Below are 17,226 nucleotides of genomic sequence, written 5' to 3' on the forward strand. Positions count from 1 at the left end.
CTCTGAACGGGCAGGGGTCACCACAGATTCTCCGTGGTGACCTTGCGGTTCTTACAGAACGTGAACCTTGCAAAAAATCCCTGCCGGAGTAAATTGAAATCCGCCTGACGTGTCACGTCACCGAGGCACGCCACGACCGGGTGTGCGATGACAGAAACATGCAGGCTGTTCGCCGCTTCAGGCGGGAAACCCGGGAGGCAGAGCTCAATTCGTCATGCAGAAACCCAACCCTGAAGATGTGGCAGAGGCGTAAAATAAAGGTGCAGGCAGGCGCGATGGGTTCCGGCGCTTCACCGCACGGAATGGCGGAAGAAGGGGCGTGCGCGCTTACTGAAGAAGCCCTTTCAATGACGAACCTTAATTCTATACAGTCAGGTCACTATGAAACCATCACTGAGCAGATATGCGTTGGCCGTCTTTGCGAGTGCGGCTTTTCTCTTCCCGGCCCTGTCGGCTGTCGCCAGCCCGGTTCCGGCTGGCAACGTCCAGTCCGTGCCGCCGCAGGATGCGCCCTGTTGCGGCGCGCTCACGCCCAACGCGCAAAAGATTCTTGCCGTGCTTGACCATGCTGACGTGGAGCATTTATGGCTGAATCATCATCACGTCAACTGGGAAACGGGCAAGCCGGACAGACCGGATACCTATTCTGGTCCCGGTAATCATACGCACTGCAGCGCGTTTGCGGCGGCGGTAGGCGCACGCCTGGGCGTCTATATGCTCAGGCCGCCTCAGCACAGCCAGATTTTCCTGGCGAGCGCACAAACGCGCTGGTTTGACAGTAGTGAAGGGCGTCAGTCAGGCTGGATCAGGGTCAGCGATGCGTGGCACGCTCAGCAGCTGGCGAATAAAGGCATGCTGGTGGTGGTCGCCTATGAAAGCCCCGATCAGCACAGACCGGGTCATATCGCTGTTGTCAGGCCGTCACGTATCTCGCTGGCAAGATTACGTGCTGACGGTCCGGATATCACCCAGGCAGGCAGCCGAAATATGACGATCGGTCACGCCGCTGCCGCCTTTTCAGGCCATCGGGGCGCCTGGCCTGATGGGGTTAAATTCTTTGCACATGCACTACCGCAATAAGGGTATTCGGGGCGCGCTTAGCGCCTTGTTATCACCAGCCTGAGGGGGGCCATATTATGCTAAACAGGGTCCGTTATTTCCGGTCTGAAAACACAAGCACGTGGTGAAACAGCCAGCCTGTAGCGCTGTTCGCTTCATGCAACCTGTTAAAGCTTTCTGCTGGCAGCAACACCTGGTGCGGGCAGACCTGTCTCCATTTCCTCTGAAACCGACCCGCTGTATGACGACCTGTAAGCCGTTCCCTGTTATCCGGTGTAACCGGTCTTATCACCTGAACGACGGCGATCCCGGCTTCTTCCCGGAGCACATAATCCCTGCTATTCACAATCGAGTGGGTCTTTGTCGGGTAACCACTGACAAAACAGTGTCTGATTTCAGGCAGCGTCCGGGCCTGCATGATGTACGAATAAAAAACGGCTATCTCTGCGCGGCGTCCCTTTTAGTAAGGAAACAGTTAAAAACCGCTGCGTTAGGAGAAAAAATGGCCGCCTTACATTGATGGGATGGCGAACTTTAAAGAGTGGGTAAAACCCATCCTGCGCATTCAGGCTGACGTGAGAATCAGGCGTAATTTTCCAACGATGCGCAATATCGCCTTGTTTCTCGCCTGCGCCCCTGGCGGTCTTGGTGTTTGTTTCAGGATTAACGCCTGACGTTATAAATCATTAACAGGCTTTTCATTACATTATCCTGTGGCGAGGGTTGAATACGTCATAAGCCTGTGAATCAAAGAGTTAGCGTGATTTTATATTGCATCGTGTGAGGAATACTTATATTACTAATTGACAAGCCGTGCGCTTCTCTGACGCTTCAGTGTGCAACAGACCCATCATAAGGTGACGTATGACAACAAAGCCAGCCGCTGAAATCAGGGTAGAGCCCGGTGTATTTAAGACGTTAAAAACCTTTCCGGCGACAGTTCACGCGCTGCTCATTTTTACCCTGATTATTCGGTTCAGCTATTTTATGGCCTGGCCATTTATCGCAATGATCATGACACAGAACTACCACATGTCGCCTGTTGCCATCGGTTGCGCGATGACCAGTAGTGCGCTGGTATCCGTGGGGCTGGGCATGTATGGCGGCCAGATTTCGGACAGGTTAGGACGACGGATTATTCTGCTGATGGGCTGTGGATTTTCGGCAGTCGGCTATATCCTTCTGGCGCAGGCGACGGGAGTCGGTCTGTTTATTACCGGCCTGATGATTATCGGCGTTTGCTTTGCGTGGGTCGATCCGCCTTTGCGTGCGTTAATGAGTGATTTACTGGGCGATCGTCGCCGCCGCGCACTGGCTTTGCAAGTGCGCTACTACCTGGTCAACGTCGCTGCGGTGTTGGGCCCCCTGGTGGGCATTGCTTTTGGCCTGACGTCTCAGAAAGGCACATTTCTGATAACCGGCCTGAGCTATTTCCCTTTTTTTATCTACGTGCTCCTGTTTATCCCGGCGGGTAAACCGGTGAACACGCCGCCGGCCGACAAGGTTTCCGCTGTTAGACTTCACCAGGTTATGGGAATTATTATCAGAGATAAAATTTTTGTGGCCGGGCTTTTGTGCAGCACATTGTGCAGTATCGTTTTTATTCATTTTGAAGCGGTACTGCCCCAGTACCTTCTATTACTGAACAGCGACGCGGCTGTAAAGCTGGTGACGTTAATACTGGTCACGAATGCCTCGACCGTGCTGGTATTTCAAACCTTTCTGGTCCGCATTATGGCGAGGATGCATTTACCTCAGCGAATTCTGTTGGGTGCAGTGATTTTCTTTTTCTCACAGCTGTGTTTTTTCTCCCTGCGAACAGCGGATAGTTGGCTTTGGCTGTCTGTCACCGTGTTGTTTAGTGCAGGCGAAGCGATTCTGATGCCGAACCTGAATATTTTACTCGACCAGTTGGCACCCGCAGAACATCGAGGTGCCTACCTGGGCGCCTCAACATTGTCAACGCTCGGTATTGCTGCCGGGCCGCTACTGGGTGGTGTGATGCTGGCCATGACCGGGCCGGGCGTATTTATAAGCACGGCCATGCTGAGCCTCCTGCTCTGCGCTATTATTTATGTCAACAGGCAACGTATGCTGGCACGTTTGCAGGCGAAATCGTGAAGGCACCTGTATAGCGCAAACGGGAGGCGGTCACGGCAACTGACATGCGCAGCAACGAACCAGAAGATCGGGTCAGGCGTGATAACTGTCCGGCGGGGAGGTCAGGATGCCGAACCGGCAAGAGCGTCGGCAGGGCAGGTCTACGATGCAAACCGGTTTACAAAGCACGATGAGGTGAAGAGGGAAGCCTGTATTCAGCTATGTGGGCAGGAAAGGCAGGCTGTTTTGCACAGTTTGCCTTGTGGGCTCGGTGAGAATTCACGCCTATTGTGCCCGTGTCAGCCGGCTAATCACAAATGCTAGGGTTGAGCGGGGCCTGCAACAGATGACTTGCCCGCTGCAAACCCGCATCCCTCTGTTCAGGCCGGTGTCTGATCGTCCCGTATTTCCTCCCGCGCCGCATGGCGTGTGGCATTGGCGACCGTGCCGTGGTCGCTCAGTTTTGCCTGCAACAGCAGATTATACACGGGCGCATGGGGCCGGTTCAGACGGTTCTGCAGAAGCTGGATGGCTTCGTAGCCCAGCTCCCGACACGGGACGGCAAAGCCTGTCACCGGCCTGCCGGCCGCGCCCGCCAGCTGACTTGCCAGATCGGTCGTCATCAGTGAGATATCTTCGGGAATACGCAAGGAACGTGCCGCCAGCACAGTCTGAACGCCGGTAATAATCCCTTTGCCCACCGGCACTATCACATCGGGCCACTCCTCACGCGGATGTTCGTCCAGCCAGCCATTCAGGGCGGCTTCGGTTTCATGCTCAGAATAGGCTTCAACCACAATCAGGTCCTTCTGCGCGCTAAAGGGCAGGTGAAAATGGCGGTACGCGTCTTTAATTCCCTCCAGCCGCAGAAACAGCGTTTCACGGCGCAGACAGGTGACGGTCAAAACCCGGCGGTGCCCTTGCTCAAACAGGTGCTGCATGGCGCTGAACCCAATCGCATGGTGATCGGGGGAGACCGCATCCAGTTTCATGTCTTTATCGCGGGAATTTATCAGGACGCAGGGTTTATTCAGCGAGGCAGCCAGGCTGAATATCGCCTGATCGTCGGTGCCGATGATGATGATCGCATCGTTGCTTTTTGCGCCCGCCTTCTCCAGAAACAGTTTCACATCGGCACGCTGTTCCTCCAGTGGGCAGTAACTGATGTGCACATCATGGCTGGCACAGGCTTCGGCAATCCCGCGCGTCACTTCCAGATAGAAGTGATCGCCGCGCGGCGCAAAGGTCCGGGCGGGCGCAAAGACCACCAGACCGTTAATTAACAGGCGGCTGCTGACCATGTCGTGCAACACACCCAGTTGACGTGCACAGCGCACAATCGCATTACGGGCTTTTTCACTGGTATAGGCCTTGCCGCTCAGTACGCGCGAAACGGTACTGACAGAGTACCCGGTTTTTGCCGAAATTTCGTCCATCCTGAGCTTGCCCGCCATAGTGTGATCCCCGTCCCAATCAATTTTTGCAATTTTTTGCAGCCGTAGTGGCTTGATAGTAATGCGGTTTTACATGCTGTTCACAAACTACCTTGCCGCTCTGCGAACATTCTCACAAAAACAGTTTGTCCCACGACAGCCGCTTTTCTATGTTCCTCGCAAAGACGACAGCGACGGTCAAAGACGGAGAAGTGGCATGTTAAAAATTGCGATAGTAGGTATGGGTAATATTGCCAATTTACATATTCAGGCGTTTTTGCAGTTTCCCGAACGCGGCAAAATTGTGGCGGTAGTGGATGTGTACCCGGACAAAGCCCGCGATAAATTGCAGCGTTACGGCCTGAAGGATGTACGCGTGTACAGCGATCATCTCGCCATGCTGGCGGATGGCGCAGATATCGATGTGGTGGATGTCTGCACGCCGCCTTATGTGCATGCCGAGAATACGATAGCGGCGCTACAGGCAGGCAAACATGTGCTGTGCGAGAAACCGATGGCGGCATCGCTTGAAGAGTGCGATGCCATGATCGCGGCGCAAAAGGCCAGCGGCAAAGTGCTCTCCGTGGTGGCGCAGAACCGCTTTACCGATGCCTTCTGGCGGTTAAAAGCGGCCGTGGATTCCGGCCTGGCAGGAAAGATTTGTCACGCCCAGGTTGATTCATTGTGGTGGCGCGGTCATGCCTACTACGACCTGTGGTGGCGCGGGACGTGGGAAAAAGAAGGTGGGGGCTGCACGCTCAATCATGCTGTGCACCACATCGATGCGCTGCAATGGATGCTCGGCGCACCGACGGACGTGGTCGCCATGATGAGCAATGTCGCCCATGACAATGCGGAGGTCGAAGATCTCAGTGCCGCTATTTTCCGTTACCCGAACGGCACGCTGGCACAGCTGACGGCCTCGGTGGTGCATCACGGTGAAGATCAAAAAATCATTTTACAGGGCGAGAAAGCGCGGCTCTCTGCGCCCTGGCAACCCGTTGCTTATCAGGCGGCGGAAAACGGCTTTCCGGAACAGGATCATCACATCGCGCTGGAAAACGAACTGGACCAGCTGTATGCGCAGATCCCACCCTTGACATGGACACTGCATGCCGGTCAGATGGATGACTTTTTCTCGGCCATTGAGCAGCAGCGTGCGCCGCTGGTAGACGGTGAGCAGGGCAAGCAATCCCTGGCGTTAATCACCGCCATCTACAAGTCGGCTATAACCCATACCACCGTCACGCTGCCGATTGCCAGCAACGACACCTTCTACCGTACCGGTGGCCTGATTGCCAGCGCACCGCACTTTTATGAAAAACAGGCCTCCGTGGAAAATTTCGCGGATGAGGATGCGATCCCGTTAGGCAAAAACTTTGCGTGAGGACAACACCATGAATCAAAAGGATGGCATGAACTACGCGCCAAAAGGCAAACCCCATCCGGTTGTGAACCCAGGCGAGTTTATTATCGCTGCCGCCGGGCTGGATCATGGGCATATCTATGCGATGTGCAATGGCCTGACTGAAGCCGGGGCGACGCTGAAATGGGTTTATGACCCGGATGCGACCAAAGTCGACAGGTTCCTGCAACAGTTTCCGCAGGCTCAGGTGGCGGATTCCCTGGACACGATTCTCGCTGACACACAGGTGCGGCTGGTGGCAGGGGCGGCCATTCCCTCGGAACGCTGTGCGCTGGGACTGAAAGTCATGGCGGCCGGGAAAGATTACTTCACCGATAAAGCCCCACTCACCAGCCTGGAACAGCTGGACGATGCCAAAGCCATGTGCGCCAGAACCGGCCGCAAATATGCGGTGTACTACAGCGAGCGTCTGCACGTTGAGAGCGCGGTTTTCGCGGGACAGCTGGTGGAACAGGGCGCGATTGGACGGGTGGTGCAAACGCTGGGCACGGGCCCGCATCGCGAAGGAACCGGCCGTCCGGACTGGTTCTATCAACGTCGCTACTTTGGCGGCATTTTGTGCGATATCGGCAGCCACCAGATCGAGCAGTTTCTCTATTACACCGGCAATAGTCAGGCCCGTGTGGTTGCCAGTCAGGTGCGCAATTTTCACCATCCGTACCATCCGCAGTTTGAAGATTTCGGCGAGGCGATGCTGGCAGGGGAAAATGGCGCAACCGGCTATTTTCGCTGTGACTGGTTTACCCCGGAAGGCTTATCGACCTGGGGCGACGGGCGAATGACGCTGCTCGGAACCGACGGTTACATCGAAATTCGCAAGTATACCGATCTCACGCGTGACGAGCAGGATGTGGTTTACCTGGTGAATCAGGACGGTGAGTTTCGCTACAGCGTGGCGGGCACGGTGGGTTTCCCGTTCTTTGGCCAGTTGATCACCGACTGTCTGCATCGCACCGAGCACGCCATGACGCAGGAACATGCGTTTAAAGCGGCTGAACTGTGTATCAAAGCCCAAATGTTAGCTAACGCGGTGTAGTCAGCCCGCACGCCCATTCTTTTCCAATTCTGTTGATAACAGCGAAGGCAGGCACTGGCTTGCCGTTATAAAACACCGACCAGAACAGGAAGCAGATAAATGGTTAAACCGACTGAACGTCGCGTCGGGTATGGCGTAGCAACAGGCTACGGCATTACCGACTTATTTGGGGGCGGTGCCTTTGCAGTGATAGGGCTTTGTTGAATAAATGGATTTTATGCTGTGGTACTATGAAAACGGTTGTTTCAGATAACATAAAATCAATGCGTTACATGCTTGCGTATGACGGTGTTCTGTCTGGCATCAGCGTTTTCTACCAAAACAGTGCAGACAAAACAGAATGATTACCTATTATTCAACAAAGCCCAGTGATAGGTGCTTGGTTACTGTTTTTTTATACCACCTACTGCGGGTTATCTGTGCTGGAAGCCGGATCCATCTTCGCCATCGCCAGGGTGATTGATTCCGTACTGAGTCCGATCATGGGGTATATCACGGATAATTTCGGCCATACCTGGGCCGGGCGCAAATTCGGCCGTCGTCGTTTCTTCTTGTTAATTTCCTCGCCTCTGATGCTGCTGTACGGCGCATTGTGGGTCACGGATATGAGCTACTGGTATTATCTTGGCACCTATCTCACCATCGAATTGTTATCTGCCATGGTGCTGGTGCCGTGGGAAACCCATTTCGTCAGAAATGACCAACCGTTTCAGTGAACGCACTCGCCTTTCCGGCGTGCGGATGATGTTTTCCTCGCTGGGAAGTTTTCTTGCGGTCTCGGTACCGGGCGTCATCATGACATACACGGGCAAAGACAACGCCATCACCTATACACTGACGGGCGTGATTTTCTCAGTGATTTACTGCGTCGCGGTATTTATTACCTGGTATACCACCTGGGAAGCGAAAGATATTCAGGATGCAGACGAGGTTCAAAAGCCACCGGCACCCGCGCGTCATTTTCTTTCGCATGTGAAACACATGTTTGTGGATCTCGCCTCGTCATTTAAAATTCGGGCGTTTCGTCAGCACCTGCTCATTTATATCTGCTCGTTCACAGCGATGGATGTGTTTCTTGCCGTTTTTACCTATTTCGTTATTTATGGGTTAAAACAGGATGCCTCATTAGCCTCGCTGCTTCTGAGTAATATGATGTTTATGTCTATCCCCGGCACCTTTTTATTTATGCTGTTGCTGGGCAGATTTTCTATGACGCCCTCTAACGCCTTGAGACTCTCTTATATATCTATTGCCGTCGTGCTGCTTTATCTGTATGGCGTTTATCTCTGGCAGTGGCATGTACCCGTGCTGTTATTTAGCGCCGCCTTCCTGTTTATGGGGATAGCGCGCGCGGGGCTGTATTATATTCCGTGGAACATTTACAGCTTCATTCCCGATATTGATGAAATGGTAACCCGTCAGCGCCGGGAAGGCATCTTTGCGGGGGGCATGGTGCTTACGCGCAAAAGTTCGGTCGCGATTGCCATCTTTATTATTGGCGTGGTGCTCCAGGAAAGCGGGTTTGCCAAGGGGAACGGCGCTCAGCCTGATAGCGCAATCACCGCCATTGTCCTGCTGATGGTAGGCGTGACAGGCGCGCTTCTGGCCGTGAGTTTCTGGCTGACGTTCCAGTTCAAACTGACCCAGCGCAGCCACAAATTGCTGATTAAAGAGGTCGCACGCCGTAAGCTGGGCGATTCACCTAAAGACTGTGATGCTGAAACCCGTGAGGTGATCAAAGCGCTGACCGGCTATGCCTATGATGATGTCTGGGGCGCCAGTAAAAAAGAACCTCTACAGGATGCTGCTGTAAAGTCAGAACTGAAAGGGTAAGCGAACAGGCCGTTGGCGTGACTCACCGGAGAAATATAAACAGCCAGAAGCGGGCTTTGTTGAATAATAGGTAATCATTCTGTTTTGTCTGCACTGTTTTGGTAGAAAACGCTGATGCCAGACAGAACACCGTCATACGCAAGCATGTAACGCATTGATTTTATGTTATCTGAAACAACCGTTTTCATAGTACCACAGCATAAAATCCATTTATTCAACAAAGCCCCAGAAGCGTCAATGGCCAGCCAGAAATAAGCAGAACGGATAAATGAATATCATGCGACGCGAGTGGATATGATTTTCGTCGTCATTTTCCCGCTATTTGGCGGACGCTGCCTGCTCATGATTATGCAAATGAAAAGTGACGCCGGCTCGCTATTTACGCGTGATTTAAAATTCTGCCTTTTAAGCGAAACACGGCGGGTAACGCCGTTGGGACACAAAAAGCGCATGGGCTGCAATTAACCGCAGCGAGGTAACATTTTGCAAAAATTAAATCAGGCTTTGCGCCCTGCTTAACAGGCGTGTTCCCAATCCTGTACCAGGCTTAAGCAAAAGTCATTGATACAGGTTGGGATAAAAATGAAAGAAACGAATCGTACTTTTGGGGTCAAACCGTATGGCGGCTCAGCGGGTGGCTGGGGCGCATTAAAAGCTGTAGCGGATGCGATTCGGGGACAAATGGCGGTGAAACAGGACGTCATTGCCCTGTTCAGGGTGAACCAGCCCCAGGGTTTTGATTGCCCCGGCTGCGCCTGGCCTGATCCGCAGCATACGTCTTCTTTTGAGTTTTGCGAAAACGGGGCCAAAGCGGTGTCGTGGGAAGCCACCAGTAAGCGTGCCACGCCCGATTTTTTCGCGGCTAACAAGGTCAGCGATTTGTGGGCGCGCAGCGCGTTGGATCTGGAAGGCGAAGGGAGGCTGACCCATCCGATGAAATATGATGCGGCCAGCGATACCTATCAGCCCATCGCATGGGAAACAGCCTTTCGTGAAATAGGTGAGCGGCTACGCAGCTATAGCGATCCGAACATGGTTGAGTTTTATACCTCTGGTCGCGTATCGAATGAAGCCGCTTTTCTCTGGCAGTTGTTTGCCCGCGAATACGGTACCAATAACTTCCCAGACTGTTCCAATATGTGCCACTAGCCGACCAGTGTGGGGTTACCGGAATCCATCGGCGTAGGAAAAGGCACCGTCGAGCTGGATGACTTTGACCATTGCGACCTTGTCTTATGTATTGGTCATAACCCGGGCACCAACCATCCACGCATGTTGGGCACGCTCAGAGAGGTGTCAAAACGTGGCGCGACGATTGTTGCGATTAATCCGTTACGCGAACGTGGGCTGGAGCGGTTTACCTCACCGCAAAGCCCAATCGAGATGCTGTCGATGGGCTCAACCGAGCTGGCGTCAACCTATTATAAAGTGCGCGTAGGCGGTGACGCGGCCATGTTGAAAGGGATGATGAAATTCCTGCTCGCTATGGATGCGACGGCCAGAGAACAGGGCGAACCGGGCGTTCTGGATGAGGCCTTTATTCGTGAACACACTGAGGGCTTCGAGGCGCTGAAGGCCGATCTGGAGGCGACCAGTTGGGCGCACATTCTGAAAGTTTCAGGGATGGAGCGTGAAGAGATTCAGCATCTTGCCCGGCTGTATGCGGAGGCGGATCGCACCATTATTTGCTACGGCATGGGCATTACACAACATCAGTACGGAACACAGAATGTACAGCAAATCGCGAATCTGTTGCTGATGCGCGGCAACATGGGCAAAAAGGGGGCCGGCATTTGTCCGCTGCGCGGCCACTCCAATGTTCAGGGTGATCGCACGGTTGGGATTACCGAAATCCCGTCTGACAGTCTGCTGAACAGTCTGGAAAAAGTGTTTGGCTTTACGCCGCCCAGACAACACGGTCACGGCGCGGTTGAGGCAATTCGCGCCATCCGTGACGGCAGTGCTAAAGCGCTGCTGTGCCTTGGCGGCAACCTGGCTGAAGCCATGTCTGACCCACAGGTCACCTTTCCTGCCATGCGCAATCTGGATTTGGTAGTGCATATGGCGACGAAGTTGAACCGTTCACATCTGTTGATGGCAAAGCACAGTTATCTTTTTCCGGTACTGGGACGCACGGAGGTGGATGAGCAACCCTCGGGTGCGCAAAGTGTCACGGTTGAGGATTCCATGTCGATGGTACATGCTTCACGAGGCACGCTCGATCCCGCCTCGCCGCACCTGAAGTCAGAGCCGCTGCTGGTGGCCAGCCTGGCGAAAGCCACATTGCCTGATACGGTTGTCGACTGGGACAAGATGACGCGTGATTACAGTAATATCCGCCAGGCCATTGAAGCGGTGTTTCCGGGCTTCGAAAACTATAATCAGCGCATTCAACAACCGGGTGGTTTTCGCCTGCCCAATGGCGCATCCGAGCGCATCTGGCACACGCCGTCAGGAAAAGCGCAGTTCCTGGTGATGGCGGGCATCAATGAAGATCCACGCTTACTGACCTGCCACGATCTGGTGCTGACGACATTGCGCAGCCACGACCAATACAATACAACGCTCTATGGTCTGAACGATCGCTACCGGGGCGTAACAGGACGCCGGGATGTGCTGTTTATCAACCCGGATGAGGCCGAAAAACGGCAGTTACGCGTCGGCGAGCAGGTCAACGTCATCGCCCTGGACCCGGATGGCAACCCGACTTCAAGGCGCATGGATAAGCTGACCATCGTGGTGCACGATATGGCCTACGGTTCGGTCGCAGCCTATTATCCGGAAGCGAACGTGCTGGTACCGCTGGACAGCCATGATACCAAAAGTGGTATACCGGCCTATAAAAGCACCCCTGTCAGGCTCGAACGCGTTCAGCCTGAAAGCGCACTGGCCGGCTCTGCCACGCGTCGCCAGTGGCATTGAGTTGTATGGGGGCGCATCACTGGGGGCGTGCACCGCCGGGGATGCGTAACCGGAAAAGGCGGCCCGGAACTAACCTGTCCGGCGCAATCACCGCCATGCTATGGCCCGCGTTAGTCCACGGTCTTTCATAAAACGTCAGGATTGAAGGATAAGTGAGCGCGTTTACTGTAAGGCTGGGGTCACGCATATCCACACCAGAACAGCACGCAAGGGGAGAGTCAGAACGCAAGGGAAAGCGCCGGAGAACATACCGCAGCCACGCGGAGTGCAGAGAAAACGCTAACCTGTTTGCGGAATGAAGAGGGGAAGGGCAGCATTAACGCGAACCGGCTACTGAACGCTGATTTGGCTGGCCTGCCAGATCAGATGGTGATCGTAAGACTTACGCTGATGAGCTGACAGCGGCACAGAGGTGTCCACGCAGACATCCACACTAAAGTCCTTTGCCGTTAACCGGATGGCCTCAAGCAGCACATCTGTGTTCTGTACTTCACCTGCAATCTCAAGCAACAGCGGTACGCTGGCCGAGCGAGAGGCTGCGCGAGTCACACAGGCGTGATGATGCTCCGTGACATGTTCAAAGCGGGCAAGCCTGCGCGCAGCGCCACGACGCTGGTCCTCGCGCAGCCAACTGCAGAGTGGACGCATTAAAGACCGGACAAAATCGTCACCGGCAAAGTCACGACTCAGGCTACGGATAACCCGGATCAACTGCCTGTCTGAACCAAACTCCAGGCTGTTCAGGATTTCGCCACGGCGGGCGGGCCAGCCATACGTCATTACGCCCTCTGATTGCCTGCGGCCATCGTGCATTTCCTGCGCCGTTGCGCCGTGGGCATTGGCTGACATGACTTCGCGGATTTCTTCGAGCTGGGCTTCTGTCCAGTAGTCTGTCACGGGATCTACAGCAACAAGTCCATACCGTTGCCAGCGTCGTACATTGGTCAGGGAGGCGCCTATGAGCGCACAAAGCGTGTCGGATGACAACATAAAAACTCCTGTTTATAAAAATCAGATGTGCGTCAGCGCCAGGAAGATAAGCGGCCTTCCTGGCGTTGCGCGTTTCGGTGGAGGTATAAAGAGATGCTCGCCAGCGCGGCAAAGGCAGACGGGCGAAATCGCAAAGGGAACTAGCCCGTACGACGGCTGACTTTTCCCCCTTTACGGCCCGCCTCTACTGCACGCTCGGGGTTGTTCCTGAAGTTTCCGCTACTGTTTTTGCCGCCTTTCCGACCCGCTTCAGAGGCTCTCTCGGGGTTTGCTGCAAAATTTCCTGCGCCGCCACGATATTTGACCATGGGTCTATCCTCTCTCATTTCATCATTAACAGTGGAAAGCCTCATTTTGGTCGATGGTTTCTGATAATTCCAATGCGAAACAATACAATGGAAAAAAATAAAAAACAGTTTTTTTAATACCGCTTCGTCTTGAAAGGTTTTTTACTCTTTGAAAATGAGGATTATTAGCATTAAATTTGTACGAAAGTTTCATTCCATGTGCAGCTTTACTGCCCGATTTTTTTAAGACGAATCTTAACTTTTTTATAGCCTGTCGGCCTGACGGCGACATATTCATGCTGCCACGCAACGATCCCATTTTCTTTTTTTACCCAACAGAAACGCTCAATCCGCTTATCAACACACAGGGCGCGATAGCATTTTTTGATGTCAGTGAATGCCACTATTTTCATAGCTGGCGTTGGGGGCGTCCTGTTATGTTTTAACCGACGAAACGGGAGGTCGTCTTTTTAAACAGCCAGGCGAGAAAATAAAGCGGTATATTCACTCGCGCGACAGGCGCGGGGAGCCTTTTTTAGGCGCAGGGTTTTATTTAGAGCGCGATGAGTAATGAATATTCACAATCGCCGTGGCTTTTCCTGAGCGCGCGCTGTTGCCGCTGACGGATGACTGAAATACATTACCTGCTCCTGACGACAGACCACTCTCTTTTATTTCCAGGCAGCGTTAGTGTGCCCCTGATCAATAAGGCCGTTAACACGTGGCCGACGCCCACAGGTAAAGCTTAATGGCAGAGCTCGGTATTACTGGGCAGGCGTCAGACGTGGTAGCGTCGTTTTCTGAGGCTGGCAAAAGGTTGAGTGGGATGCTGCGGGAGCACGTGGTGGTGCGTAAACAGATTGTCTTTTAACCGTGAAGGGATGTCAGCCTAAGGCTGAGTATTTATTTTGCCTGAAAATTGCCGTTCTACACGCCTAAATGTAACCTCTTGTTAATTTTTTGACGAATGAAAACAGTCGCATTTAAACAAGAGAAGCGAGTTTTATGGTGATTATCTTGTTGTTTTTCGCTTTTATTTTCCGCCCTCCGTTGCGGTTGCGCGGCAGTATTAAAAGCGCTAAACAAAGCGGCGAATGTTTTATCCGCCACGCGGCTTTGTTGAATAAAGGCTTTGTTGAATAAATGGATTTTATGCTGTGGTACTATGAAAACGGTTGTTTCAGATAACATAAAATCAATGCATTACATGCTTGCGTATGACGGTGTTCTGTCTGGCATCAGCGTTTTCTACCAAAACAGTGCAGACAAAACAGAATGATTACCTATTATTCAACAAAGCCCCGCCACGCTTACAGATTAACAGGCGCGTTATAACCTTAACAGTGCCATGCAAATGGTGAAGCAAAGAAGCAGACAACTTTAACCTGAAGAGGAAATATTATGACTGAACATCGTGGCGGATCAGGTAATTTCGCGGAAGATAAAGAGAAAGCTTCTGAAGCCGGTAAAAAAGGCGGCCAGAACAGCGGCGGCAATTTTAAAAACGATCGTGAAAAAGCCTCAGAAGCCGGTAAGAAAGGGGGCCAGAACAGCCATCGTGGCTCCTGATACCGGCTTATAAGGGACTGAACAGCGGAGCAGGGACTGCTCCATGATCCCACCGTTTCCGCAGGCATCATCAATGCCCAGGCTAATTCATCAGAGACGGCAGCGGCCCCCGCACGAAAAAGCCCGGTCAGTGCCAGGCTGTTCTTACACAAAGGGATGATAACGACAAGGCAGGGATGGCAGGCGAGTCACGTCAGCGCGCTCACCTGCTGCAGATTACCCGCGTGAACTATGCTGAAAGCTCCTGACGGACAATAGCCGCACCCGCGCTTAAGGCATGGAGCTTGCCACGCGCCACCTCACGGGATAATGGCGTCATACCGCAGTTGGTTGACGGATAGAGTTTGTCGGCATCCACAAACTGCAACGCCTTACGCAGCGTCGCGGCCACTTCTTCCGGCGTTTCAATGGTATTGGTTGCTACATCAATGGCACCCACCATGACTTTTTTACCCCGAATCAGCTCAATCAGCTCAATCGGCACGCGCGAATTCTGACATTCCAGCGAAACGATATCGATTTTTGATTTTTGCAGTTTCGGGAAGACTTCTTCATATTGACGCCATTCCGTCCCCAGCGTCTTCTTCCAGTCGGTATTGGCTTTGATACCGTAGCCGTAGCAAATATGCACAGCGGTTTCGCACTTCAGGCCTTCCACAGAGCGTTCCAGCGCGGCGATGCCCCAGTCGTTGACTTCATCAAAGAACACGTTAAAAGCGGGCTCATCAAACTGAATAATGTCGATGCCAATCGCTTCTAACTCTTTGGCTTCCTGATTCAGAATTTTGGCAAATTCCCAGGCCAGCTTTTCACGACTCTTGTAATGGCCGTCATACAGCGTATCAATCATGGTCATCGGACCCGGCAGCGCCCATTTGATTGGCTGCTTAGTCTGCTGACGCAAGAATTTCGCATCGTCAATAAAAACGGGTTTCTGACGGCTAACCGCGCTGATCACCGTCGGTACGCTGGCATCATAACGATTACGGATACGGACAATTTCGCGCTTCTCGAAATCAACACCATTCAGGTGCTCAATAAATGTCGTCACAAAGTGCTGGCGCGTTTGTTCACCGTCGCTGACGATATCAATACCGGCCTGGATTTGATCGTCCAGAATTAAACGCAGCGCATCTTTTTTCCCTTCAGCCAGTTCTGAGCCTTGCAGCTTCCAGGGCGACCACAGCGTTTCAGGCTGAGCCAGCCAGGATGGCTTCGGTAAACTGCCTGCGGTTGAGGTAGGTAACAACGTTTTCATAATAGGTGACCTTGTATTTCGGTTAATCAAAGCGCGTAACTGGCAGACCACTCTTCAAGAACGGCTTTATAGGGTTTAATGAATTTCTCTTCGGTAAATTTCCCTTGTTCTACCGCTAACAGGCTACGCTCTTCGCGATCGTAAACAATGCGCGTTAATGAATAGTCCAGATGGTTCAGGCTTGGCTGATAACACTGGCCAGCCGGTGAATTAGCATTGTAAATCTCAGGGCGATAGATTTTCTGGAACGTCTCCATCGTACTAATGGTGCTGATCAGCTCAAGATTGGTGTAATCACTCAACAGGTCACCCGAGAAATAAAACGCCAACGGGGCAACACTGTTTTCCGGCATGAAATAGCGCGCCGTCAGGCCCATCTTGTGGAAATACTGGTCAGTCAGGGAATAGGCATCCTGCTGGTATTCAATACCCAGTACCGGATGACGGTTTCCTGTGCGGGTATAAACGTTTTTGCTGGACACGCTCAGGCAAATGACCGGCTGCTTTTTAAAGTTCTCTTTAAAAGCCGCAGAGTTCACGAAGCACTTGAAAATATTGCCGTGCAAATCGCCAAAGTTGGCAGGTGCGCTGAAGCCGGTGTTGTTTTTATTGTGCTCAGACAGCAGCACGCTGAAATCATAATCGCGCACGTAAGAGGAGAAGTTATTGCCAACAATACCTTCAATACGCTGCTGGGTCTTTTTATCGACGATATGGGTTTTCAGAATTTCAATTACAGGAAACGCGCCGCGTTGCGTCTCGTTTTCGATATTTAACTCAACCGAGATGATTTCAAGTTCCACACCATAACGATCGGCCTTTGGATTATCCCAGTGCGCCAGCGAGTTGAAGCGATTATCAATCATCGTTAAGGCATTGCGCAGGTTTTCCTGACGGTTTGTCCCACGCGCCAGGTTAGCAAAATTGGTGGTGATGCGCGTATTTTCAGACGGGTTGTAATTCTCATCGAAAACACTGCTCTTAATCGTAAATGTGAATTCTTTTTTCATCGTGATGTACCCTGCGTTCTGATGTGAAAACGGTTTGAGGCTGTTAGTTATCCAGACTGGCCTGCATTCTGGTTTTTCGTTTAACCGCTTTCACGTTGTGTGTTTGTCAATAAAGCATATTTTATGCCAGAGCCGCGGAGGAAGGGAAAGCGACTTAATTTCAACACAACATGAGCCATCTTCATGGTCGACAGAGGTAAAGCCTCTGCCATACGCGTAATGGATACAAACGGACAGAGTGTGCCGTGATGCAATGCGCCCTGAACCCTTGTGGCGTAAGGCCTGCCAATATCCCGGTTTCCG

At 52.6% G+C, this 17,226-nt stretch carries 11 protein-coding genes and 2 pseudogenes; 7 read left to right on the plus strand and 6 right to left on the minus strand.

The window, feature by feature from the left end; all coding sequences use genetic code 11:
• Nucleotides 1–381 precede the first annotated feature (381 nt).
• Entirely contained in the window at nucleotides 382–1,080 is a 699-nt protein-coding gene (locus F7Q90_RS07585) for a hypothetical protein (protein ID WP_006119039.1), read from the plus strand.
• An 843-nt stretch (nucleotides 1,081–1,923) separates the two neighbouring features.
• Nucleotides 1,924–3,180, plus strand: coding sequence for an MFS transporter (locus F7Q90_RS07590; protein WP_006119040.1), 1,257 nt, complete (start codon nucleotides 1,924–1,926; stop codon nucleotides 3,178–3,180).
• A 359-nt stretch (nucleotides 3,181–3,539) separates the two neighbouring features.
• On the opposite strand, the gene F7Q90_RS07595 is transcribed toward F7Q90_RS07590, so the two are convergent.
• Nucleotides 3,540–4,613 (minus strand): LacI family DNA-binding transcriptional regulator, encoded by a 1,074-nt coding sequence (locus F7Q90_RS07595; protein WP_006119041.1) that lies wholly within the window; start codon nucleotides 4,611–4,613, stop codon nucleotides 3,540–3,542.
• Nucleotides 4,614–4,809: 196 nt separating this feature from the next.
• On the opposite strand from F7Q90_RS07595, the gene F7Q90_RS07600 reads away from it, so the two are divergent.
• The 4 genes and pseudogenes from F7Q90_RS07600 to F7Q90_RS07615 all read left to right on the plus strand — a co-directional run bounded on the left by F7Q90_RS07600 (nucleotide 4,810) and on the right by F7Q90_RS07615 (nucleotide 11,809).
• Complete coding sequence (locus F7Q90_RS07600) at nucleotides 4,810–5,979, plus strand: Gfo/Idh/MocA family protein (protein WP_006119042.1); 1,170 nt, start codon at nucleotides 4,810–4,812, stop codon at nucleotides 5,977–5,979.
• A 10-nt stretch (nucleotides 5,980–5,989) separates the two neighbouring features.
• Nucleotides 5,990–7,054: a Gfo/Idh/MocA family protein gene (locus tag F7Q90_RS07605; protein WP_006119043.1), complete on the plus strand. Its 1,065-nt coding sequence runs from the start codon at nucleotides 5,990–5,992 to the stop codon at nucleotides 7,052–7,054.
• Between the two features lie 368 nt (nucleotides 7,055–7,422).
• Nucleotides 7,423–8,887 (plus strand): annotated as a pseudogene (locus F7Q90_RS07610) (MFS transporter); the annotation flags it as partial.
• A 582-nt stretch (nucleotides 8,888–9,469) separates the two neighbouring features.
• Nucleotides 9,470–11,809, plus strand: a pseudogene (locus tag F7Q90_RS07615) (FdhF/YdeP family oxidoreductase).
• 330 nt (nucleotides 11,810–12,139) lie between these two features.
• Here the strand turns inward: F7Q90_RS07615 and F7Q90_RS07620 are convergent.
• The 3 genes from F7Q90_RS07620 to F7Q90_RS07630 all read right to left on the minus strand — a co-directional run bounded on the left by F7Q90_RS07620 (nucleotide 12,140) and on the right by F7Q90_RS07630 (nucleotide 14,277).
• Nucleotides 12,140–12,799 (minus strand): hypothetical protein, encoded by a 660-nt coding sequence (locus tag F7Q90_RS07620; RefSeq protein ID WP_044241983.1) that lies wholly within the window; start codon nucleotides 12,797–12,799, stop codon nucleotides 12,140–12,142.
• A 140-nt stretch (nucleotides 12,800–12,939) separates the two neighbouring features.
• The gene (locus F7Q90_RS07625) at nucleotides 12,940–13,107 is read right to left on the minus strand and encodes a con-10 family general stress protein (protein ID WP_006119050.1); all 168 of its coding nucleotides are present in this window, start codon (nucleotides 13,105–13,107) and stop codon (nucleotides 12,940–12,942) included.
• A gap of 906 nt (nucleotides 13,108–14,013) precedes the next feature.
• Complete coding sequence (locus F7Q90_RS07630; RefSeq protein WP_141119372.1) at nucleotides 14,014–14,277, minus strand: hypothetical protein; 264 nt, start codon at nucleotides 14,275–14,277, stop codon at nucleotides 14,014–14,016.
• Nucleotides 14,278–14,487: 210 nt separating this feature from the next.
• Here F7Q90_RS07630 and F7Q90_RS07635 point away from each other — a divergent pair, with 210 nt between their 5' ends.
• Nucleotides 14,488–14,655: a con-10 family general stress protein gene (locus tag F7Q90_RS07635; RefSeq protein WP_006119054.1), complete on the plus strand. Its 168-nt coding sequence runs from the start codon at nucleotides 14,488–14,490 to the stop codon at nucleotides 14,653–14,655.
• A gap of 229 nt (nucleotides 14,656–14,884) precedes the next feature.
• Here the strand turns inward: F7Q90_RS07635 and F7Q90_RS07640 are convergent, their stop codons facing one another.
• On the minus strand, nucleotides 14,885–15,913 hold the full coding sequence (locus F7Q90_RS07640; protein WP_006119055.1) for a methionine synthase: 1,029 nt from the start codon (nucleotides 15,911–15,913) through the stop codon (nucleotides 14,885–14,887).
• A 26-nt stretch (nucleotides 15,914–15,939) separates the two neighbouring features.
• On the minus strand, nucleotides 15,940–16,923 hold the full coding sequence (locus tag F7Q90_RS07645; RefSeq protein WP_006119056.1) for a DUF1852 domain-containing protein: 984 nt from the start codon (nucleotides 16,921–16,923) through the stop codon (nucleotides 15,940–15,942).
• Nucleotides 16,924–17,226 lie beyond the last annotated feature (303 nt).

The organism is Pantoea stewartii subsp. stewartii (assembly GCF_008801695.1).
Lineage (GTDB): Bacteria > Pseudomonadota > Gammaproteobacteria > Enterobacterales > Enterobacteriaceae > Pantoea > Pantoea stewartii.